We start from the raw sequence: 20,492 nt of genomic DNA, 5'->3' as shown, positions 1-20,492 counted from the left end.
GTCCCTTCGTCACCCTGAACTTGTTTCAGGGTCCATGGTCCGCCGCTTCCTTTGGCGGAGCGCTCAACGAGAGAATTGGCCATGGATGCTGAAACGAGTTCAGCATGACGATAAAATGGCAAGTGCCTAGATCGAGAAGCTGGACCCGCAGCCGCAACCCGAGGCGGCGTTGGGATTTTCGACCTTGAACGAGGATCCGCCGAGCGAGTCGACGAAGTCGACGACACAGCCGCGCACCAGGTCGATGCTCACCGGATCGACGACCAGCTTCACGCCGTCGGTCTCGGTCACGATATCGTCGGCGTCGATGCTTTCGGCGAGACCGAAGCGATAGGTGAAGCCCGAACAGCCCCCGCCGTCGACCGCAAGTCGGAGCGCCGCCTCGCCCTCGCCCTTGCGGTCGGCGATCCAGCGTACGCGCGCCGCAGCGGCGGGCGAGAGGGCGATGTCGGAAACCTGCGTGTCCATTTGGGCAAGATAGGGGCCGCAACCCCAAATGAAAAGGGCGCCCCGGCTATAGCCGTAGAGCGCCCCTCCTCTCCGACCCAGGAAAGCTAGTTATTCGGGACCGCCCATTGCGAGCTTCTTGTTCCCCGTGATGGCGGCGATCGCCATGGTTTCCGACTGGCAGAAGGGCATCGGATTAACCGGTTCGCCCTCGATGCGGACTTCATAGTGAAGATGGTTGCCGGTCGAACGGCCGGTCGAGCCGACGTAACCGAGGATGTCGCCCTTCTTCACCTGCTGGCCGGGAGCGACGATGTAGGATGACATATGGCCGTAGCGCGTCTGGATCGCGTTGCCGTGCTCGACCTCGACATAATTGCCATAGCCGCCAAGGCGTTGGGCGCGACCGACGATGCCGTCGGCGGTCGCATAAATGGGGGTGCCATAGGGCGCGGGGATGTCGATGCCATTGTGGCGCGCGAGCTTGCCGGTGACCGGGTGGACGCGCATCCCGTAGGATGACGACAGCGACATTTTCTCGATCGGACGACGCGAGGGCACTGCAATGCCGATGTTCGCGGTCAGGCCGGTGTCGAGGCGCTTCCACGCCTGGAATATCGCGCGCGCTTCGGTGTTTTCACCGACCGTCGGAACGCCGGCGGTGAAGCCGTCGTCATCGGGCTCGTCGGGAACCGTGATGCTCGCGTCGTTGCCCGCATTCGCCGCATGGGCGGCCGGAGCTGTGAGCCCCGTCACTGCCGCGGCAGCGAGAATCAGGCCAGAATGAAACTTTTGCGCCAGTAGAGCGTATTGCACGTATCGACCCCGCAGTCCTTGTCGCCAGTGTCCCGTTTCGGGATCGCCGGTGCCGGATTTTTGCTTCGGATTGGGATAATTCCCTGCCCGCGAGTGTTGATGACGGCCCAAACCTTACCAAGCAATAACTGCGTAGTAGTCTTGCGTTAAACCGGCTTCACGGCGCGCCGAGTCGTTGAATGGAGGCTTCAAGATTCCACGAAATCGCGATTTTACGAGGCTTTGCCACGTTTCGACGGCGTTGAATCCCATTTCGTCGCACTTTTGGTTAAACCAGACTGTGCCGGCGGTCACATGGCGGATTTCATCCTTGTAAATACGCGATAAAATCTTTGCCGAGACCGCATCGCCGGCATTTCGGAAGCGATCGACGGTCGCCGGGGTGACGTCGAGCCCGCGCGCTTCGAGGACCATCGGAACGATCGCGAGACGCGCCAGCACGTCGTCGTTCGTCGCCTGCGCAGCCTCCCAAAGCCCGGCGTGCGCGGACAGTTCGCCGTAGAAGCTGCCGAGCTGGCGCAATCTCCGGTCGAGCAACGCAAAGTGCATCGCCTCATCGGCGGCGACCCCGATCCAGTCGTCGACGAAGCCGCGCGGGAACGCACCGCCGAACCGTCCGACGAGATCGACCGCCAAATCGATCGCGACGAATTCGATATGCGCGAGCGCGTGGAGCATCGCGATCCGCCCGCGTATCGACCCGCCCTTGCGGCGGCGCGGCATCTGGCCGGGCGCGAGCAATTCGGGCCTAGCGGGCCAAGCGGGCCGGTCGGGCATCGCAACGTCGCAACGATGCGCAAGCTCGCCGCGCCGCCATGCCCGTGCCAGCGCCCGCGCCGCGCGGCGCTTGTTGTGCGGGTCCGGCGTCAGCAGAACCACGCGCGCAGCTTTGCCGAGGGTTTGCATCAAAGGGCCTTCGCGGCCTCCAGCACGGCCTCGGCGTGGCCCTTTACGCGGACCTTGCGCCATTCCTTCGCGAGCTTGCCGTCGGCGCCGAACAGGAAGGTCGACCGTTCGATCCCCATATAGGTGCGCCCGTAATTCTGCTTCTCGACCCAGGTGCCGAACGCCTCGCATACCGCGCCATCCTCGTCCGACGCGAGGCGCACCGTCAGGCCATATTTGTCGCGAAACTTGCAGAGCTTTGCCGGCGCATCGCGCGACACCGCGAGCACCTGTGCGTTCAGATGCGCGAATTCCGGCGCAAGGCGAGTGAAGTCCTGCGCCTCGACCGTGCAGCCCGGCGTATCGGCCTTCGGATAGAAATAGACGACAAGCGGCGCGCCCTTCAGTCTCGAAAGATCGATCCTCGCGCCGTCGGCGTCGAGCAGCGTGACCGAGGGAATGGCGTCTCCGATGGCGAGTGTCATGGCTTCGTCTCCTGCTGCGGCGGACGAATCGAGGCCCACCAGTCCGCGATCTCCTGCCGCGCCGCATCGTGCGCGGCAAGCAGTTGCGGCCAGCCGGGCTCGCCGCATGCGCTTGCGACGAGTTGACGCGCGGCGGCGGTCGCGGGTTCCCCCTCAGGTGCGGTCAGCCGCAGCATCACGAGCATCCGCGCGAGCAGGCCGTGCGCATCGCAGATCCCAGGCGGGGCGAGACCGTCGCCCCTCAGACAGGCGAGCGCGGATCCGATGTTGGGATCGTGACACCGCCCCGTAGCCAGTTGCGTCACCTGCATCGCGAATTCTAGGTCGACAAGCCCGCCGGGCCCGCCCTTGATATCGAGCGGGCCTTTCGGCGGTTTGTGTGCGGCAATCTTGTCGCGCATCTCGGCGGCGTCCTGCGCGACCGTCGCGCGGTCGCGCGGCGCGGCAAGCAGTTCGTCGATGGTGAGCTGTACCGCCGCCTTTGCGCGGTCCGAGCCATAGACCGGCCGCGCGCGAAGCAGCGCCATATGCTCCCACGTCCACGCTTCCTCGCGCTGATAGCGTTCGAAGCTGTCGAGCGTGACGACGAGCGGCCCCTGCGCGCCCTGCGGCCTGAGCCGCGTGTCGACATCGTAGAGCTTGCCTGCAGCGGTCGGCACCGACATTGCGCCGGTCACGCGCTGCGCAAGCCGGTTGTAATAGGTCGTCGCGCCGAGCGGGCGCGGCCCGTCGGATTCGGCGAGATGATCGCCCGTAAAGAGATAGATGAGGTCGAGGTCCGATGCGTGCGTCAGCGCCCTGCCCCCGAGCCGTCCGAGCGCAAGCACGACGAGCTCGCTGTCGGGGACGCGGCCGTGCGCGGCGACGAATTCGGTGACCGTGGCATCGGCAAGCACCTGTAGAGCCGCCTCGGCGAGTTCGGAATAGCCGCACGCAATGGCAAGCGGATCGGTCGAGCCCGCAATGATCTGCACACCGTAGGCGAAGCGCCGCTCACCGACCCGGTCGCGGACGCGGTCGAGCAGGCGTTCGTAATCGAGCCCCGCGAGCCCGGGCGCCCATTCGGCGAGCAGTTCGGCCTTGGTCGCGGGCGCCTCGAACGCACGTTTGTCGATCAGACCTTCGATCAGTTCGACCCGCGCGCCTAGCGCGTCCGCGAGCGCCGGAGCGAGCCACAGGATGCGCGTCGCAATCTTCGCCAGCGCGGGCTGCGCGGCGAGCAGGTGGAAAAAGCCGATCGCACTCGGCAGGCCGCCGACGAGCTTGTCGAAGCGGAGCAGCGCGGCGTCGGGATCGGGAGCGGCGCCGAGCGTCTTCACCAGTTCGGGAAGCGCGGTCTCGAGCGCCTCGAGCGCCGCCGCGCTGCGCAGCGCGCGCAGCTTGCCTCCGCGCCATTCGGAAATCGTGCGGAGCGCAGCGTCGGGCGGGTCGAAGCCTGCCGCCATCAGCGCGCCCGCCAGTTCGCCCTCATCGCGCGGCAGGCCGCTCGTCGCCGCACGTTCGGCGACGAGCCGGTCGTAACAGGCGCCCACGTCGGTCACGACGGGCTGGAGGGTGGCGAGCAGCGCCGCGCCGTCGGCCTCGCCGTCGAGCCGCGCGACCCCGTCGAGCGCGGCGGGCTGTACCGGCAGGCACTGCGTCTGCTGGTCCTCGATCATCTGCAACCGATGCTCGATCCGGCGGAGCAGCGCATAATGACCGGTCAGCCGTTCGGCGACGTCGGCGTCGACACGCCCCGCCTTGGCGAGTGCGGCGAGCGCATCGACCGTCGCGGGCAAGCGCAGCGACGGATCGCGGCCGCCGTAGATGAGCTGGTGGACCTGCGCGAAAAACTCGATCTCGCGAATACCGCCGCGCCCACGCTTCAGATCATAGCCGGGGCCGAAGGCCTGGCCTTGCGAGAAATGGTCGCGGATGCGATCGCTCATCGCGCCGATTTCCTTGAGTTGCCGGAAATCGAGGCTGCGGCGCCAGATGAAGGGTTGGATCGCGGCGAGGAAGCGGTTGCCGAGCGCCCGGTCGCCCGCCGAGGCGCGCGAGCGGATGAACGCCGCCTGCTCCCACGCCAGCGCCTGTGACTCATAATAGGAGATCGCAGCGCTCTCGGGAAGCACGATCGGCGTCACTTCGGGATGCGGGCGGAGCCGCAGGTCGACACGCAGCACGTGGCCGTCGGCGGTGCGCGCCGACAATATTTCGACCATCCGCCGCGCGATCCGCACCGCCGCTTCGCCCGGATCGTCGCGCGCGCGGCGCGGCATGGTCTCGGGGTCGAAGATCAGGATCGGGTCGATGTCCGACGAATAGTTGAGCTCGTGGCTGCCGAGCTTGCCGAGCGCGATCACCGCGATCCCGCGCGGCTCCTCGTCAGGCACGCGCTCGGCGAAAGCGGCGGCGAGCGCGATGTCGCACGCGGTGTCGGCGAAGTCCGACAGGAGCCGCGTCGTGAGCCCGACATCATGCTCGCCCGACAGGTCGCCGAGCGCGAGCAGCAACGCCATCCGCCCACGCCACTGGCGAAGCGTGCGCATGATGTCGTCGTCGACGGGCGGCGGTGCGACCTCCGCGAGCGCCGCGTCGGCTCCCTCGCCAAGGAAGCGCGTCACATCGTCGGGATTGAGCTCCGCAAGCCGGGCGAGGAACGGCGCATTCGCCGTCAGTCGATCGAGCGCCGACCGGCGCGCGGAAGCATCCGAAGCAATCATCAAGCGAGGGTATTGCCTGCGCCCGGCGACGTATCAACCCCAACCTCGTTGGTACGCGACTTCGCCGTTCACAAGGGCGAAGAATTCAGGCCGGAACGGTACTCTCGTCGAAAAACAGCACCTGCGAGATCGCGGCGCGCAAGGTCGCGGGCTGGTACGGCTTGGTGAGCAGGAAGGCCGGTTCGGGGCGGTCGCCGGTCAGCAACCGCTCGGGGAATGCGGTGATGAAAATGACCGGCAGCTTCACGTCCTGCAGGATCTCCTGCACCGCCTCGATCCCCGAGCTGTTGTCGGCGAGCTGGATGTCGGCGAGGACGAGGCCCGGCTGGTGCTTCTGCGCCTCGGCGACCGCCTCGGCATGGGTGGTCGCGACCGCGACAACGTCGTGGCCGAGATCACGGACGATCATTTCGATGTCCATTGCGATGATCGGCTCGTCCTCGATGATAAGGATACGCGCGCGTGTCTGGCGGTCGATCTCGTCGGTCGCTTGCGCGATCAGCTCGTCGACCGAGGCGGTATCGCGGCCGATGATGCGGCCGGTTTCTTCCGAGTTGAAGCCCTCGACCGCAGTGAGCAGCAGCGCCTGCCGTGCCAGCGACGGGATGCGGCGGAGCCGCGCGTCGGCAATCGCCACTTCGGCGGGGGCATTTTCATCCGCGGCCGACTGTCCGGCCATCAATCCGAAATTATCATGCACCATCCGGTACAGCTGGATTCGGAGATCGCCGGAAGGGTCGACCGCGCCGGGGTTTGCCACCAGCGTTTCGAGCAGTCCGGCGACCAAGGCATCGCCGCTCTGCTGGCTTCCCGAAATCGCCCGGCCATAGCGCCGCAGATAGGGAAGATAGGGCGCGATCGCTTGACCCAATGACATTTATAGCCTCCTGCTCCAGCCGAAAACCGCAGATTCCCTGCATGGGCGCCGAGAATCCTGCCGTCGGCCGGCATGTTTTCACCGTATGGGAACGATTTAGCCGTAAATTAGTTTCCCAGCAAAGCAACAAAGGCACATTGCGCTTTGGTTTATGCGCGGTTAGCACAGGCACCCATGTCGAGCGGATGGCAACAAGATGACGTCTAAAACCGGATCGCCGCCCGAAAAGCCGGCCGGAAAGGACGCCGAGAAGAAACTCCCCGGAAAGGTGCAGGACGTCAATATCGCCCTGCGCAGGGCCTATGAGTCGGCGGTCGACGAGACGATTCCACAATCTTTGCTCGACTTGCTCAACAAGCTCGACTGATCATTTCCGGTAGCGGCCGGCGAAGTCCGACTGGAAGGCAGCGAAACTGCCCGCCGCGATCGCATCGCGCATCCGCTGCATCAACGCCTGATAGAAGTGAAGATTGTGCTGCGTCATCAGCATCGCGCCGAGCATCTCGCCCGCGCGCACGAGATGGTGGAGATAGGCGCGCGACCAGGTTGTGCAGACAGGGCAATCGCACGACCCGTCGAGCGGCCCCATATCCTCGGCATGTTTCGCGTTGCGGATGTTGACCGGGCCGTCCCAGGTGAAGGCCTGCCCGTTGCGACCCGAGCGCGTCGGCAGCACGCAATCGAACATGTCGACCCCGCGCGCGACGGCGCCGACCAGGTCGTCGGGCTTGCCCACGCCCATCAGATAGCGCGGTTTGTCGGCGGGAAGCTGGCCCGGCGCATAGTCGAGCACGCCGAACATCGCCTCCTGCCCCTCGCCCACAGCAAGTCCGCCGATCGCATAGCCGTCGAAGCCGATGTCGATCAGCGCCTCGGCGGAGCGCGCGCGCAATGTCTCGTCGAGCGACCCTTGCTGGATGCCGAAGAGCGCCGAGCGCGACGCATGTTCCTCGCCGGCGTCGAACCCCGCACGGCTACGCGCCGCCCAGCGCATCGAGCGCTCCATGCTCGCGGCGGCGCGCTTCGCATCGACACCGTTCGGGGGGCATTCGTCGAACGCCATCACGATGTCGCTTCCAAGCAGTCGCTGGATTTCCATCGAGCGTTCGGGGGTCAGCATGTGCCGCGAGCCGTCGAGGTGGCTCTTGAACGACACGCCTTCCTCACTCTGCCTGGTCAGCGCCGACAGGCTCATCACCTGATAGCCGCCGCTGTCGGTCAGAATCGGGCGGTCCCAGCCCATGAAGTCATGCAAGCCGCCGAGCCGCGCCATGCGTTCTGCACCCGGACGCAGCATGAGATGATAGGTGTTACCGAGGATGATGTCGGCGCCGGTTGCCCGAACCTCGACGGGGCGCATCGCCTTAACCGTCGCCGCGGTCCCGACGGGCATGAAGACGGGGGTACGGATTTCGCCGCGCTGCATCCGGATGACACCCGTGCGCGCGGCGCCGTCGGTCGCGGCGACCTGAAAAGCGAATCTGTCGGTCATGGCGCGCGCCTATGACGGCGCGCGCCAAAAGTCGAGGGACGCGCTTAAGCGCGTTCTTCCTCGCTCGACGGCTTTTCCTCGGCGGCTTTCGCCTTTTCTTTCGGCTTCTCCTTTTCGAAGATCGCGGCGAGTTCCTTCTTCTTGGTTTGCGAAAGGCCCTTCTCGGCCTCGGGGAACATCTCTTCCTCCTCCTCGTCGATGTGGTGGAGGTAGCGCTCCTTCATCGTCCGGAAGCGCGTGAGCCAGCCGGTCGAGGCGAAATCCATTTCATAGAGCTCGGTCAGGAAATCCTCGATCTCCTTATGCTCGGCAACGCTGTGCTGCGCTTCGTCGCGAAGGTCGGGTCTGGCGAGCATCGTCGCGTAGAGCGACATCTCCTCCGATGCCGCGTGCGCGGTCACCTCGACGCGGAAGCTCTCGAACAAGGTGCGGCGGTCGTCGCTGTCGCCGTGCGTCTGGTCGATGCGGTCGAGAAGGTCGCGGTGCCGGTCGTGATCGGCTTTCAGCCGCGCGAAGATCTGGGTCTCTGCCATGTCGTCTCCTTTGCTTGGATCGGACAGGAAACGGATCGCGCCGCCTCTGGTTCCCGCATCAGGCGGCCTTCCAGTCGCTGGTCGTCGTAAAGGTCGGCAGGGCGAGTTGGCCCGGCGTCTGCTGCGTCGCCGCAGCGATCAGATAGGGCGACACGCGATGGCGCGTGCACAGTCCCCCGTTGCCGTCGCTCACCATCGTCTGTTCGAACTCGATGCCCTGCTGGTGCTTCATCGACCGGCGCACCGTCGCGGTGACGAGCTGGCCTTCGCCGAAATCGATGACGAAGCGCGTGCCCGTGGGCACGTCCAATATCCCCTCGATGAAGGCCCCAGTCGCCGACAGGTTTCGGATCACGACATTGTAACGGTGATTGCCGTGGATAGCGCCGACCTTGCGGAACATCTGGAAGCGGTCGTTGCGCTGCTTTGCCGGTCCCGATGGCTTGATCATCCACGATCCTGCCTCGGCATGGTCGACGAGCTCGTCGTTGCCTACGGGCTTGCTGTAGATATAGCCCTGCACATGGCTGACATGGAGATTGCGAATCAGGTCGAGCTGGTCATGCGATTCGATGCCCTCGGCGGTCGTTTCCATGTCGAGCGCTTCGGCGAGCGCGACGATCGCCGCGATGATCGCGCCGTTGCGCGACCCCGGCACGGTGGCCCCACGCACGAAGCTCTGGTCGATCTTGATCTTGTCGAACGGCGCCGACTGGAGATAGCCGAGCGACGAATAGCCGGTCCCGAAATCGTCGAGGGCGAGACGAACGCCAAGGTCCTTCAGCGCCTTGAACATCCGCGCGGTCTCAGCCGAGTCGCTCAGGAACACATTCTCGGTAATCTCGAGTTCAAGCCGGTCGGGCGACAGCCCCGCCGCGCCAAGCGCGCTCGCGACGACCTTCGGCAGATCCTCGTTGGCGAACTGAATCGGCGATACGTTGACCGCGACGCGAAGGTCGCCGGGCCAGCGGGCGGCATCCTCGCACGCCTTGCGCAGCACCCATTCGCCGAGTGGCCAGATCAGATTGGTTTCCTCGGCGATCGGCACGAACACCGAGGGTGAAATGAGGCCACGCTCCGGGTGCGTCCAGCGAATCAGCGCCTCGACGCCGGTGACCAGGTTCGTTTTCGCCTGGACGACAGGCTGGTATGTCAGCTCCATCTCGCCGCGCGCAAGCGCATCGCGCAGATCCTCCTCGAGCGCGCGGCGATCCTCGGCGGCCTGATGCAGGTCGCTCGAATAGAAGCGGAAGCGTCCACGGCCATTGCCCTTCGCGGCATAGAGCGCGAGGTCGGCGTTACGGACGAGATCGTCACTGGTCTGTCCGTCGAAGGGCGCGATCGCGACGCCCACCGACGCCCCGATGATGCAGCGGCTGCCCTCGACCGAATAGGGCTGCGACAGGCTGCCGATGATGTCGGCAGCCATGTCTCCGAGCTTGCCGCGATCCTCGACGTCGGGGAGGATGATCTGGAACTCGTCGCCGCCAAGCCGGCTGACCATTTCCTTGTCGCCGACGATCTTCAGCAGCCGTTCGGCGACCTGCTTGAGCAGCGCATCGCCGGCGGGATGCCCCAGCGTGTCGTTGACCTGCTTGAAGCGGTCGAGATCGAGCAGCATGATCGCGCAGCTGCGCTGCTGCTGCGAAAAGGCGGCAAGCGTCGTGTCGAGCTTTTTCGAGATATTGAACCGGTTCGCAAGCCCGGTCAGCGAGTCGTAAAGGGCGAGGCGCGAGGCATCCTCGGCCGAACGGCGCTGCGCGGTGATATCGGTGCCGCTGCCGCGATAGCCGGCCATGTCGCCGCCTTGGTCGAAATAGGGCCGACCCGAGATCGCCCACCAGCGATCGTCGCCCTCGAACGCGCTGCGTAGCGGCAGCTCGTCGAACTTCGACTGTTTGGTCATCAGAAACGGCAGGGTGCGCTGGCGTTCGCCATGGCTGTCGACGGGAAGGAACAGGTCGGTGAAAGGCGTCCCGAGCAGGCCGGTCCCGGTGCGTCCCATCAGCCGCGCGACGGCATCGGTGATATAGGTGATGCGGCCCTTCGCGTCGGTCGACCAGAACCAGCCGCGGCCGCTTTCCTCATAATTCTGGAGCAGCAGACGGGCTTCGCGCGTGTCCAGACCCGACGGGACAGCCGGCGCCTCGCCGCGCGGACGCGCCATGCGCGAGCCAAGCTTGCCGAAAAAGCCGCGTCCGCTTTCTTCGGTCGAGTCCTGGTCCTGGCCGTCCGAACTGATCCGCGATGGATTGTCCATCAATGAAACCTTGACGTTCCCATAAGTCAGCGGTTCGCAATGCCCGCAATGCCTTGCGATAATGTTAAGTGTTCGGCCGACGCGGTTCAAAACTGTACCATTCGGGGAAACGGCAACCGGCCTGTCGTCGCCCGCCGACGTGATCGCCTGGCGCACCGCCGAGCGCCACATCCTTCGCCGCCGTTGCAATTCTTTGATCCATGACTTAGGGCCAGGCAAGAGAAAGCACCCGAGATTTCCAAGCGCCAAGCATCAGCAAGACCGGACAAGCCGCGCCGGAAGCGCTGGATTTGGATATGGTCATCGGTAATCCCGCTGACCTTAGCGGGCGCCGCTTTCCTGCTTACCGATCCCGCTCCGCTGGTTGAGCAGCCCGCCCCGCCGGATGCCGAGCAGGCGAGTGCTGTCAAGATTGCCGTGAACCAGCTGCGCAACAATGCCATCCCGGACGCCGATGAACCCCAAATAGTACGCTTGACCTCCCGGCAGCTGGCGGCCGCGGGGGCTTTGGCAAGCGATGCGTTTAAGCCAGACCGCCTGCTGATCGAAATCGACGGCGACCGGATCAACGTCACGGGCAGCCATAAGCTCCCCTTTGGCCGGTGGCTTAACGTCGGAATCGTCGGTCACGGAAGCAAAAATGGCTTCCCCAAAGTCTATCTTACCGTCGGATCGGTTTCGTTCCCCGCGAGGATCAGCCGCCTAATTCTCGAGGGCATTCGCAGCGTGGTCAATCTGCGCGGCGCGGACATTCCTCCTCTCGACAGATTGGTCCGGCGTTTCGTGATCGAGGGCTCAGATGCGGTAGCGCTGGTGCAGGTGCCGCCCAAGACGGGTATCGTCGATCAGTTCGGGGATGGTCGGGGCCGTATCGACGCAAAGGCCGTGCTCGCCACCTATTGCCGGCTGACCGTGTTGCAATCGTTGAAACCGACCGACGAGCTGGCTGAAGCGGTACGCAGAACCTATCCCGCGCAGACAGCCGGCGCGGCAACCGCCTCCTCCAATCGGGCCGGTTTTGTCGCGCTTGCGATGTTCGCTGTGTCCCCACGGGTGGGCGACCTCATCGGCTTGTCGGACGAGGATATCAAGGACTGCCGGAGCGAGCCTGTCGCCCTCAAGCTCCATGACCGCTTCGATCTAGCGAAACATTGGACGTTGTCGGCAGCGCTCGCGGCCACAAGTGGAGCCCAATTCAGCCAGGCAATGGGCGAATGGAAAGAACTCGCCGACAGCGTCTCGAAACAGTCGGAATTTGCCGAGGGCGATCCGAGCGGATTTTCCTTCATCGACATCGCGGCGGATCGATCGGGCTTTTTGATGGCACAAACCGCGACCGATACGGAGCGCGCGCCATCGATGGCTATCAGGATGTCGCGGATCGATCAGGACGCAATCCTGCCGCCAACGCTGATGACACTGGAAGAGGGCCTACCCGAAAGCGTTTTCGTGCAGAAATATGGCACGATCCGAGATGCCCGGTTTCTCGAAAAAGTCCGCCAAATTGACGAAGAATTGGCCAAATCCTTCCCGCGGTGAAATACGCTTCGCCAACAAACGACGCGTCGTTCCGGCTTGGGCCAACCGGGCTATCGTTCCAACTCGCCCGAAGCATGCAACGGCCGGTCGGCCGTACGGTGCATCGATCGCATCAGGCGTAACGAACGGTTGCCGTAACGCGCTTCCGGCGCATGAAGCCGCCGATCGCCCCGATGCCGACGAACATCATCAGCCAGGTTGCCGGCTCGGGCACGGCGGCGACCGACAGCGATACGCCGCCCGAATTGTCGCCGAGGAAATCGTCGTAGAGGTAGAAGGTCACCGCGCCCGCGCTGTTCAGCGTGAAGCTGTCGAGATAGCCACCCGAGTTGGCGAACGACAGCGCTTCGCTGCTGTAATAGCCGTCGCCAACGCCGAGCGGACCAATCCCGCCGGATGCGGCGCCGTCACCGAAGAGATAGGTGGTGCCACCGATGATGTAGCGCGCGCTGTTTTCCCAGCCCTGACTGCAGTTCATACCGGCGCCATCGCATCCGGTCGGCGCGCTGAAGCGGGTAAACGCTGTGTACGCATCCTTGACGAAGGACAGGCTGTAGGTACCGGCGGCAAGATTGAGCGTAACGCCGTTCGATCCGTTGAGCGAGGCGTTGGTCACGCCGTTCAGGTTGACGATCGTCGCGGCCTGAACCGGCGAAGCGGCCAAGGCCGCAATCGCGAGCGCTGCTGACGACAGTGCGGTCGATGCGAACTTCATCGAAATACCCCCTAAGCGATTCCCTTGCAGGAACAATTTGCCATCCTTAGCAAATCGTTGAGATCGCGTTAGTCTTTTATTGTCCCATATCGAGACAGGACCGGAGGGCAAGGACGACCGCATCGATACCGCACAGCCCTGCACCAGAGGCGGGCGATCCATATTATCGCTGCGGTAGTAGCAAACTCGCATCGCCATAGCTGTAGAAGCGATAGCCGCTATCGATCGCGTGCGCATAGGCGGCCTGCATCACATCCAGCCCCATCAGCGCGCTGACCAGCATGAACAAGGTCGATTTCGGCAGGTGGAAATTGGTCATCAACCCGTCGATCGCCTTGAATCGATAGCCGGGGGTGATGAAGATCGCGGTATCGCCCTCGAACGGCGCGATTTCGCCGGTATCGTGCGCCGCGCTTTCAAGGAGGCGGAGGCTGGTCGTGCCAACCGCGATCACCCGCCCGCCGCGCGCACGCACGGCATTCAGCCGCTCGGCGGTCGCGGCGTCGATCCGCCCCCATTCGGCGTGCATCACATGGTCGTCGGTGTCGTCGGCCTTGACCGGCAGGAATGTCCCCGCGCCGACGTGAAGCGTCAGCGTCTCCGTCAAGATTCCCGCTGCCTCCAGCGCCGCGAGCAGCTCGGGGGTGAAGTGGAGCGCCGCAGTCGGAGCGGCGACTGCGCCGTCCTCGCGTGCGAATATCGTCTGGTAATCGCTGCGGTCGTCGGCGTCGGTCGGGCGCTTGCCCGCGATATAGGGCGGCAGCGGCATCGTGCCCGCGCGTTCGAGCAATAGCTCGACGGGCTCGTCGCCGCCGAAAGCGAGGATGAAGCTGCCGTCGGCGAGCCGGTCCTCGGCCAGCGCCGCGACGCCCGCACCAAAATCGACGGTGTCACCGACGCGGAGCCGCTTCGCGTTGCGCACGAATGCCTGCCAGCGACGAAGGTCGATCCGCTTGTGCAGCGTCGCGCCGATTTTCGCCCCCGGCGCGCCCTCCTCCCCACGAGCGCCCCGTCGTCCCTCGAGCTGCGCGGGGATCACGCGCGTGTCGTTGAACACCAGGCAGTCGCCCGCGCGCAGCAGCAACGGCAGGTCGCGGACGCCCGCATCGGACATCGCATCGCCCTGCACGAGGAGCATCCGCGCGGCATCGCGCGGGCGCGCGGGCCGGAGCGCGATGCGTTCGGGCGGAAGGTCGAAATCGAAGGCGTCGACGCGCATGGCTTTTGGCGCGCGGTCCCGCGCTTACTGTCGCAGCGGGGCGTTGAGCTGGTCGACGGTGACTTCGGCGGGCGCAGGCTGCGCCTCGACCAGCGCCGACGCCGGCGGCATCGGCTTGTTGTCGGCGGCCACCGACACCTGCACCATGCGCGACATCACCGCGGGCGGCTCGCCCTTCTGGATCGCGTCGACATATTGCATCCCCGACACGACGCGCCCGAAGGCGGTGTAACGGTGATCAAGGCTGAAGCGCGGCTGCAGCATGATGAAGAACTGGCTGTTCGCGCTGTCGGGACTTTCGGCGCGCGCCATCGACACCGTGCCGCGCATGTGCGGGACGTCGTTGAACTCGGCCTTGAGATCGGGAAGCGACGATCCGCCCTGCCCGGTGGCGGTCGGGTCGCCCGTCTGCGCCATAAAGCCGTCGATCACGCGGTGGAACTTGACCCCGTCATAAAAGCCCTGACGCGCGAGCTGTTTGACGCGCTCGACGTGGTTCGGCGCTGCGTTCGGATAGAGCTGGATCACCACCCGGCCGCCCGTCGAAAGGTCGATGTCGAGCATATATTCGGGGTTGCCCATATATTGCTCGGGGGTCATCGCGGGCGCGGCGGCGGGCGCTTGGGCCGCCGGAGCGTCGGCCGCAGGCGGCGCCGGGGTTTCGGTCGCCGCAGGCGCGGGAGACGACGCCGGTTCTTCCTGCGCCGCGAGCGGGGCTGCGAGCGCGAACGCCATTGCCGTCAGGACCAGAGGGCGGAAGATGGATTTCATTCTGTATCGGCCTTTATTCGAAAAACTGCTCTACGCCCCGCGAGGCGGCCTAGCGGCAAAAAGCTGAACGCTCAATGATTGGAGTCAGCCGTCGCCCTGGCGAAGGCCGCGATCGGCGATGCGCGCGACCACGGCGTCGCGCACCGACGGCGTAACGAATTTGTGGATATCGCCCCCGAAGATGGCGATTTCCTTGACGAGACGCGAAGCGATAGGCTGCAACCCGACGTCGGCCATCAGGAAGATGGTCTCGATCCGGTCGTTCAATTGCTGGTTCATGCCCGCCATCTGATATTCATATTCGAAGTCGGCGACCGCGCGTAGCCCGCGGACGATCACCCCCGCGCCCTCGCGCTCGGCGAAGTCCATCAGCAGCGAATTGAAGCCGACAACGCGGATGTCGCCGCCGATGCTCGCGACCTCGCGGCGCACCATCTCGATCCGCTCGTCGTCGTCGAACAGCGGCGACTTGGTGATATTGGTCGTCACCCCGATGACCAGCCGGTCGACCAGCTTCGCGCCGCGGCGGATGATATCCATGTGGCCAAGCGTGATCGGGTCGAAGGTTCCGGGATAAACCCCAATGCGCATCAATGGTCCCTTTCCACGACATAGCGTGCGATCGCGCGCAGCAGCGCTGCCTCTTCGCCGAAACCGGCGAGATGCGCAATCGCCTGGTCGACCAGCAGGCGCGCCTGCGCCCGCGCACGTTCGAGTCCCATCAGCGTGACGAAGGTTGCCTTGCCGGCGTCGGCATCCTTGTGCAGCGCCTTGCCCGCAAGTTCCTCGTCACCCTCGACGTCCATGATGTCATCGGCGATCTGGAACGCGAGGCCGATATCGCGCGCGTAGCCGCGCAACGGACGGCGTCCCTCGATCGGGATGCGCGCGAGGATTGCCCCCGCCTCGACCGAGAAGGCGATCAGCGCGCCGGTCTTGAGTTGCTGGAGCCGCGTCACGGTCGAGAGGTCGAAGTCCGACGTCTCTGCCATCAGGTCCATCATCTGTCCGCCTGCCATACCTGCAGGGCCGGCCGCGCGCGCAAGTTCGGAGCAGAGTTCGGCGCGGACGAAGGGATCCGCGTGCGTCGCCGGATCGCAGAGCCATTCAAAGGCGAGTGCATGTAGCGAATCGCCGGCGAGCACGGCGGTCGCCTCGTCGAACGCCTTGTGAACCGTCGGCTTGCCGCGACGCAGATCATCGTCGTCCATGCAGGGCAGATCGTCGTGGATCAGCGAATAGACGTGCATCGCCTCGACCGCTGCGCCCACACGCAGGCTGATCGAGCGATCGACATGAAAAAGATCGGCGGCCGCGCGCACCAGCAGCGGACGCAGCCGCTTGCCGCCAGCAATCGCGGCGTGGCGCATCGCCTCGTACAGCCGCTCGCGCGGATCGGCTGGAACCGCCAGCAGCCGGTCGAACAGCTGGTCGATGCCCTCGGCGACGTCATCCTGCGCGACGCGCAGCAGATCCGCCACCTGACCCGTATCGCCACCGACAAGCGCCACCGCGATCAGCCCTGCCCGAAAGGTGCGGTTCCCGCCGGCTGGCCGTCGACGAGGCTGACCTGCTCGATACGCGCCTGCGCGGCAGCGAGGCGCGCTTCGCAATGCGCGCGGAGGGCATGTCCGCGTTCATAGAGCGTCACCGATTCCTCGAGGCTGACATCGCCGCCCTCGAGCCGCCGGACGATGGTTTCAAGCTCGCCCATCGCGGCCTCGAACGACAGCGACGCGATATCGGTATGGGGGGTGTCCGTCATGCACCCTGCTTTGGCCCTTTCGCCCCCCCATGGTCAAGTGCGGTCGAGCTTGACGTCGCCCCGCGCCGCGATAGCATCGCGTTCATGTTCATCGGGCACTATGCACCGGCGCTCGTCGCCGCCGCCCGGCCGAGCGCCGTGGGGCTCGGCACCCTGTTCGTCGCCGCGCAGCTTGTCGACATCGGCTTCGCGGTGTTGCTGATACCCGGGATCGAGGCGATGCGGATCGTTCCGGGGATCACCGCCATGAACCCGATGGACCTTCACCACATGCCCTATACGCACAGCCTGCTCGGCGCGATCATCTGGGCCAAGCTGTTCGGGCTGCTGGTGTGGGCCGTCACGCGGCGCAAGGCGGCCGCAATCGGCGCCGCGCTGGTCGTGCTCTCGCACTGGTTCATCGATCTCGTCGTCCATATTCCCGACCTGACGCTCTATGGGGCGCGGCCGAAGCTGGGGCTCGGGCTCTGGAACCACCCGCTCATCGCGATGCCGCTCGAGCTTCTGCTGATCGGCGTTGCATTCGTCTATTATGTCCGCCGCACTGGTGCCCCGTCGGGCAATTTCCGGTTGGGAATTCTCGCCGCCCTGCTGCTGATCTGCCAGGCGATCGACTGGTTCGGGCCGAAGGAGCCCGTCTATTCGCTCGCGATTCCCGCAACGATGCTCGCTGCCTATGCCCTGCTTGCGGCGACTGCTGCATGGGCTGGCGCCAATCGAACCCCTGCATTGGCGCGCGATTAAGCATGCAACCGCTCGCCGCCTATATCGCGACTGCACTGATCTTCGGCGCCCTCGATGCGATCTGGCTCACAAAGGTCGGGCCGAAGCTCTACCGGCCCGAGATCGGCGAGTTGCTAATGGACGGATGGCGCCCTGCCCCGGCGCTCATCTTCTACGTGCTCTACATTCTGGGCATCCAGATTTTTGCGGTGCAACCCGCGCTCGCCGCCGGGCGGTGGCAGGTCGCGGCCCAATATGGCGCGTTGTTCGGCTTCTTCTGCTATATGACCTATGACCTCACCAATCAGGCGACGATGCGGGTCTGGTCGACCAAAGTCACGCTGATGGACATTGCGTGGGGGACCGTCGCCACCGGCATCGCGGCGGGCGCGGCGGCCTGGCTGGTACTCGCCCTGCTGCCGCGCGGCGCCTGACCCTTTCGCCTTTCCGCAATCACGATTCCGCTTTTTGCAATTGCTGGGTCGCATCCGGCAAGTCATGTTGCATTGCACAAGAAGAGAGGGGCTCGAAGGCAAGTTTTGTTTCATCAACAAGGACTTGCACCATGAAAAAGATTCTCGTTCCGGCCCTGGCCCTGTTCGCCCTGACACCCGCCGCCGCGCATGCCCAAGAGCAGCGCTTCGAGCATCAGGGGCGCATCTATGCCTACACGGTGACCGAGGTCGACGGCTACCGCGTGATCAGCGGCGTCGAGGAAAAGACCGGCAAGCGGTTCAAGCTGCGCGTCGGCGAACATCGCGTCCGCGGCACCGTCGGCACGCAGCAGGTCAGCTTCCCGCTGCGCGACGTTGCGCCGCTGGGAAAAGCTAGCACGCTCGCGTCGCGCTGAACCCTCCCTCCGACCGCAGACCCCATGATGTTTTCGCATCATGGGGTCTGTTCGTTTGAGGTGCGCGGCGCTAAAGGCGCGCCATGACTCAGACAGCAGCCGCGCCCGCCTCCGTCATCACCCCCGAGATCGTCGCCGAACACGGCCTCTCGCCGGAAGAATATGATCGGGTCCTCGCCGCGCTCGGGCGCGAACCGAACCTCGTCGAGCTCGGCATTTTCTCGGTCATGTGGTCCGAACATTGCAGCTACAAAAGCTCGCGCATCCATTTGAAGAAACTCCCGACCGAGGCGCCTTGGGTGATCTGCGGCCCCGGCGAAAATGCCGGCGTCATCGACATCGGCGAAGGGCCCGACGGCAAGAAGCTCGCCGCGATCTTCAAGATGGAGAGCCACAACCACCCGTCGTACATCGAGCCCTATCAGGGCGCGGCGACCGGCGTCGGCGGCATCTTGCGCGATGTCTTCACGATGGGCGCGCGCCCCGTGGCCAACCTCAACGCGCTGCGCTTCGGCCGTCCCGACCATCCGAAGATGAAGCATCTCATCTCGGGCGTCGTCCACGGCATCGGCGGTTACGGCAACTGCGTCGGCGTTCCCACGGTTGGCGGCGAGGTCAATTTTCACAAGGCCTATGACGGCAATATCCTCGTCAACGCGATGACCGTCGGCGTCGCCGAGCAGGACAAGATCTTCTATTCGGCCGCATCGGGCGTCGGCAATCCGATCGTCTATGTCGGCTCGAAAACCGGCCGCGACGGCATCCACGGCGCCACCATGGCGAGCGCGGACTTCGGCGAGGATGCCGAGGAAAAGCGCCCGACCGTGCAGGTCGGCGATCCCTTCACCGAAAAGCTGCTGATCGAGGCGTGCCTTGAGCTGATGGCGTCGGACGCGATCGTCGCGATCCAGGACATGGGTGCCGCGGGCCTCACCAGCTCGTCGGTCGAAATGGCATCGAAGGGCGGCGTTGGCCTCCACCTCAAGATGGACGATGTGCCGCAGCGCGAAACCGGCATGACCGCCTACGAGATGATGCTGTCCGAATCGCAGGAACGCATGCTCATGGTGCTGAAACCCGGCCGCGAGGATTTCGCCGCTGCGATCTTCCACAAATGGGAACTCGACTTCGCGGTCATCGGTACCGTTACCGACACCGGCCGCATGGTGCTCGAACATCATGGCGAGATCGTCTGCGACATCCCGCTCGCGCCACTCGCCGACGACGCGCCGCTCTATGACCGCCCGCATGTTCCGACACCGAAGCAGGCCGAACTCACCAACGTCCCCGAGACGAAGGACGTCGCGGCCGATCTCAAGACGCTGATGGGCACCCCCGACATCGCCAGCCGCCGTTGGATCTGGGAACAATATGACAGCCAGGTCGGCGCCGATACGGTGCAGACCGGCGGCGACGCCGCGCTCGTCCGCATCCACGGCACCAACCGCGCGCTCGCGATGTCGACGGATTGCACCCCGCGCTATTGCTACGCCGACCCCGTCGAAGGCGGCAAGCAGGCGGTCGCCGAAACCTGGCGCAACATCAGCGCCGTCGGCGCGACCCCGCTCGCGATCACCAACTGCCTGAACTTCGCCAACCCGCAGCGCCCCGAAATCATGGGGCAGATCGTCGGCTGTCTCGACGGCATGGCGCAGGCCTGCATCGCGCTCGACTATCCGATCGTTTCGGGCAACGTCAGCCTTTATAACGAGAGCAAGGCGACCGGCGGCGGCAGCGCGATCCTGCCGACTCCCGCGATCGGCGGCGTCGGCGTGATCGAGGATCTGAACAAGGCGGTTGGCATCGGCTTCAAGCGCACCGGCGATATCGTGCTCGCAGTCGGCGAACGCGCCGGCCATCTTGGCCAGTCGGTGTGGCTGCGCGAAATCCACGGCCGCGAAGACGGCCCGCCGCCCGAGGTGAACCTCCGCTGCGAAAAGCGCACCGGCGACTTCATCCGCGGCGCGATCAACGCCGGCTGGATCACCGCATGCCACGATGTCTCCGACGGCGGTCTCGCGGTGACGCTTGCCGAAATGGCATTGAAATCGAACATCGGCGTGCTGATCAGTGAAGAACAGCCGTTCGGCATCGCCGAAAGCTTCTTCGGCGAGGATCAGGGGCTGTATCTGGTCACCGTCTGCGACACCTGCCTCGCCGACTTCCTCGACGCCGCGGGCCGCGCTGACGTGCCGGTCGATCCGGTCGGCCGCACGATCAAGGACCGCATCGTCTTCGAACTCGAGGGCAGCGACCATCAGGTGACGCTCGCCGAGCTGCGCGAAGCGCATGAGGGCTTCTTCCCGAATTTGATGGGGGCCGACGCGGCGCTTGCGTGACAGAAGTCGTCATTGCGAGCGAAGCGAAGCAATCCAGAGCGGTTTACGCTACGCTGGATTGCCGCGTCGCT

The 20,492-nt window shown here is 65.0% G+C and carries 21 protein-coding genes; 6 read left to right on the top strand and 15 right to left on the bottom strand.

Features of this window, described 5'->3' with window-relative positions; genetic code table 11:
- Nucleotides 1–126: 126 nt before the first annotated feature.
- From erpA to QOL79_RS00820, 6 genes are all read right to left on the bottom strand, one after another.
- Entirely contained in the window at nucleotides 127–468 is a 342-nt protein-coding gene (gene erpA, locus QOL79_RS00845; RefSeq protein WP_058455641.1) for an iron-sulfur cluster insertion protein ErpA, read from the bottom strand.
- Between the two features lie 90 nt (nucleotides 469–558).
- On the bottom strand, nucleotides 559–1,203 hold the full coding sequence (locus QOL79_RS00840; protein ID WP_283418309.1) for a M23 family metallopeptidase: 645 nt from the start codon (nucleotides 1,201–1,203) through the stop codon (nucleotides 559–561).
- Nucleotides 1,204–1,377: 174 nt separating this feature from the next.
- A complete protein-coding gene (locus QOL79_RS00835; protein ID WP_283418308.1) occupies nucleotides 1,378–2,169 on the bottom strand; it encodes a ferritin-like domain-containing protein in 792 nt (263 codons plus the stop codon).
- A complete protein-coding gene (gene bcp / locus QOL79_RS00830; protein WP_283418307.1) occupies nucleotides 2,169–2,633 on the bottom strand; it encodes a thioredoxin-dependent thiol peroxidase in 465 nt (154 codons plus the stop codon). The genes QOL79_RS00835 and bcp overlap by 1 nt, the downstream gene beginning before the upstream one ends.
- Entirely contained in the window at nucleotides 2,630–5,338 is a 2,709-nt protein-coding gene (locus tag QOL79_RS00825; RefSeq protein WP_283418306.1) for a bifunctional [glutamine synthetase] adenylyltransferase/[glutamine synthetase]-adenylyl-L-tyrosine phosphorylase, read from the bottom strand. The genes bcp and QOL79_RS00825 overlap by 4 nt, the downstream gene beginning before the upstream one ends.
- A gap of 85 nt (nucleotides 5,339–5,423) precedes the next feature.
- Nucleotides 5,424–6,215, bottom strand: coding sequence for a response regulator (locus QOL79_RS00820; RefSeq protein ID WP_204992467.1), 792 nt, complete (start codon nucleotides 6,213–6,215; stop codon nucleotides 5,424–5,426).
- 196 nt (nucleotides 6,216–6,411) lie between these two features.
- On the opposite strand from QOL79_RS00820, the gene QOL79_RS00815 reads away from it, so the two are divergent.
- Complete coding sequence (locus QOL79_RS00815) at nucleotides 6,412–6,582, top strand: NepR family anti-sigma factor (RefSeq protein WP_156416445.1); 171 nt, start codon at nucleotides 6,412–6,414, stop codon at nucleotides 6,580–6,582.
- Here the strand turns inward: QOL79_RS00815 and tgt are convergent, their stop codons facing one another.
- From tgt to QOL79_RS00800, 3 genes are read right to left on the bottom strand one after another with little or no spacing between them, the layout of a single operon-like run.
- The gene (gene tgt, locus QOL79_RS00810) at nucleotides 6,583–7,707 is read right to left on the bottom strand and encodes a tRNA guanosine(34) transglycosylase Tgt (protein ID WP_283418305.1); all 1,125 of its coding nucleotides are present in this window, start codon (nucleotides 7,705–7,707) and stop codon (nucleotides 6,583–6,585) included.
- A 44-nt stretch (nucleotides 7,708–7,751) separates the two neighbouring features.
- Nucleotides 7,752–8,240 carry a hemerythrin domain-containing protein gene (locus QOL79_RS00805; RefSeq protein WP_283418304.1) on the bottom strand — a complete coding sequence of 163 codons (489 nt, stop codon included), beginning with the start codon at nucleotides 8,238–8,240 and terminating at the stop codon, nucleotides 7,752–7,754.
- A 58-nt stretch (nucleotides 8,241–8,298) separates the two neighbouring features.
- On the bottom strand, nucleotides 8,299–10,500 hold the full coding sequence (locus QOL79_RS00800) for an EAL domain-containing protein (protein WP_282946147.1): 2,202 nt from the start codon (nucleotides 10,498–10,500) through the stop codon (nucleotides 8,299–8,301).
- A 417-nt stretch (nucleotides 10,501–10,917) separates the two neighbouring features.
- On the opposite strand from QOL79_RS00800, the gene QOL79_RS00795 reads away from it, so the two are divergent.
- Nucleotides 10,918–12,039: a YfiM family lipoprotein gene (locus tag QOL79_RS00795; RefSeq protein ID WP_283418303.1), complete on the top strand. Its 1,122-nt coding sequence runs from the start codon at nucleotides 10,918–10,920 to the stop codon at nucleotides 12,037–12,039.
- Nucleotides 12,040–12,151: 112 nt separating this feature from the next.
- Here QOL79_RS00795 and QOL79_RS00790 read toward each other — a convergent pair whose 3' ends face one another.
- The 6 genes from QOL79_RS00790 to QOL79_RS00765 all read right to left on the bottom strand — a co-directional run bounded on the left by QOL79_RS00790 (nucleotide 12,152) and on the right by QOL79_RS00765 (nucleotide 16,509).
- Nucleotides 12,152–12,754, bottom strand: coding sequence for a PEPxxWA-CTERM sorting domain-containing protein (locus QOL79_RS00790; RefSeq protein WP_283418302.1), 603 nt, complete (start codon nucleotides 12,752–12,754; stop codon nucleotides 12,152–12,154).
- A gap of 163 nt (nucleotides 12,755–12,917) precedes the next feature.
- Nucleotides 12,918–13,973 carry a tRNA preQ1(34) S-adenosylmethionine ribosyltransferase-isomerase QueA gene (gene queA / locus QOL79_RS00785; protein ID WP_058455630.1) on the bottom strand — a complete coding sequence of 352 codons (1,056 nt, stop codon included), beginning with the start codon at nucleotides 13,971–13,973 and terminating at the stop codon, nucleotides 12,918–12,920.
- Between the two features lie 24 nt (nucleotides 13,974–13,997).
- A complete protein-coding gene (locus QOL79_RS00780) occupies nucleotides 13,998–14,744 on the bottom strand; it encodes a peptidylprolyl isomerase (protein ID WP_058455629.1) in 747 nt (248 codons plus the stop codon).
- Nucleotides 14,745–14,828: 84 nt separating this feature from the next.
- Nucleotides 14,829–15,335, bottom strand: coding sequence for a pantetheine-phosphate adenylyltransferase (gene coaD, locus QOL79_RS00775; protein WP_058455628.1), 507 nt, complete (start codon nucleotides 15,333–15,335; stop codon nucleotides 14,829–14,831).
- On the bottom strand, nucleotides 15,335–16,225 hold the full coding sequence (locus tag QOL79_RS00770) for a polyprenyl synthetase family protein (RefSeq protein ID WP_282948241.1): 891 nt from the start codon (nucleotides 16,223–16,225) through the stop codon (nucleotides 15,335–15,337). Before QOL79_RS00770 ends, coaD begins: the two co-directional genes overlap by 1 nt.
- 35 nt (nucleotides 16,226–16,260) lie before the next feature.
- Nucleotides 16,261–16,509: an exodeoxyribonuclease VII small subunit gene (locus tag QOL79_RS00765; RefSeq protein WP_058455626.1), complete on the bottom strand. Its 249-nt coding sequence runs from the start codon at nucleotides 16,507–16,509 to the stop codon at nucleotides 16,261–16,263.
- Nucleotides 16,510–16,593: 84 nt separating this feature from the next.
- Here QOL79_RS00765 and QOL79_RS00760 point away from each other — a divergent pair, with 84 nt between their 5' ends.
- The 4 genes from QOL79_RS00760 to purL all read left to right on the top strand — a co-directional run bounded on the left by QOL79_RS00760 (nucleotide 16,594) and on the right by purL (nucleotide 20,421).
- Nucleotides 16,594–17,253, top strand: coding sequence for a metal-dependent hydrolase (locus QOL79_RS00760; protein ID WP_282946136.1), 660 nt, complete (start codon nucleotides 16,594–16,596; stop codon nucleotides 17,251–17,253).
- A 2-nt stretch (nucleotides 17,254–17,255) separates the two neighbouring features.
- Nucleotides 17,256–17,666 (top strand): DUF2177 family protein, encoded by a 411-nt coding sequence (locus QOL79_RS00755; RefSeq protein WP_283418301.1) that lies wholly within the window; start codon nucleotides 17,256–17,258, stop codon nucleotides 17,664–17,666.
- Nucleotides 17,667–17,797: 131 nt separating this feature from the next.
- Complete coding sequence (locus tag QOL79_RS00750) at nucleotides 17,798–18,082, top strand: hypothetical protein (protein WP_058455623.1); 285 nt, start codon at nucleotides 17,798–17,800, stop codon at nucleotides 18,080–18,082.
- An 83-nt stretch (nucleotides 18,083–18,165) separates the two neighbouring features.
- On the top strand, nucleotides 18,166–20,421 hold the full coding sequence (gene purL, locus QOL79_RS00745; RefSeq protein WP_283418300.1) for a phosphoribosylformylglycinamidine synthase subunit PurL: 2,256 nt from the start codon (nucleotides 18,166–18,168) through the stop codon (nucleotides 20,419–20,421).
- The last annotated feature ends 71 nt before the right edge of the window (nucleotides 20,422–20,492 follow it).

The organism is Sphingopyxis sp. Geo48 (assembly GCF_949769155.1).
Lineage (GTDB): Bacteria > Pseudomonadota > Alphaproteobacteria > Sphingomonadales > Sphingomonadaceae > Sphingopyxis.
This window is presented reverse-complemented; position numbering and strand designations above follow the sequence as displayed.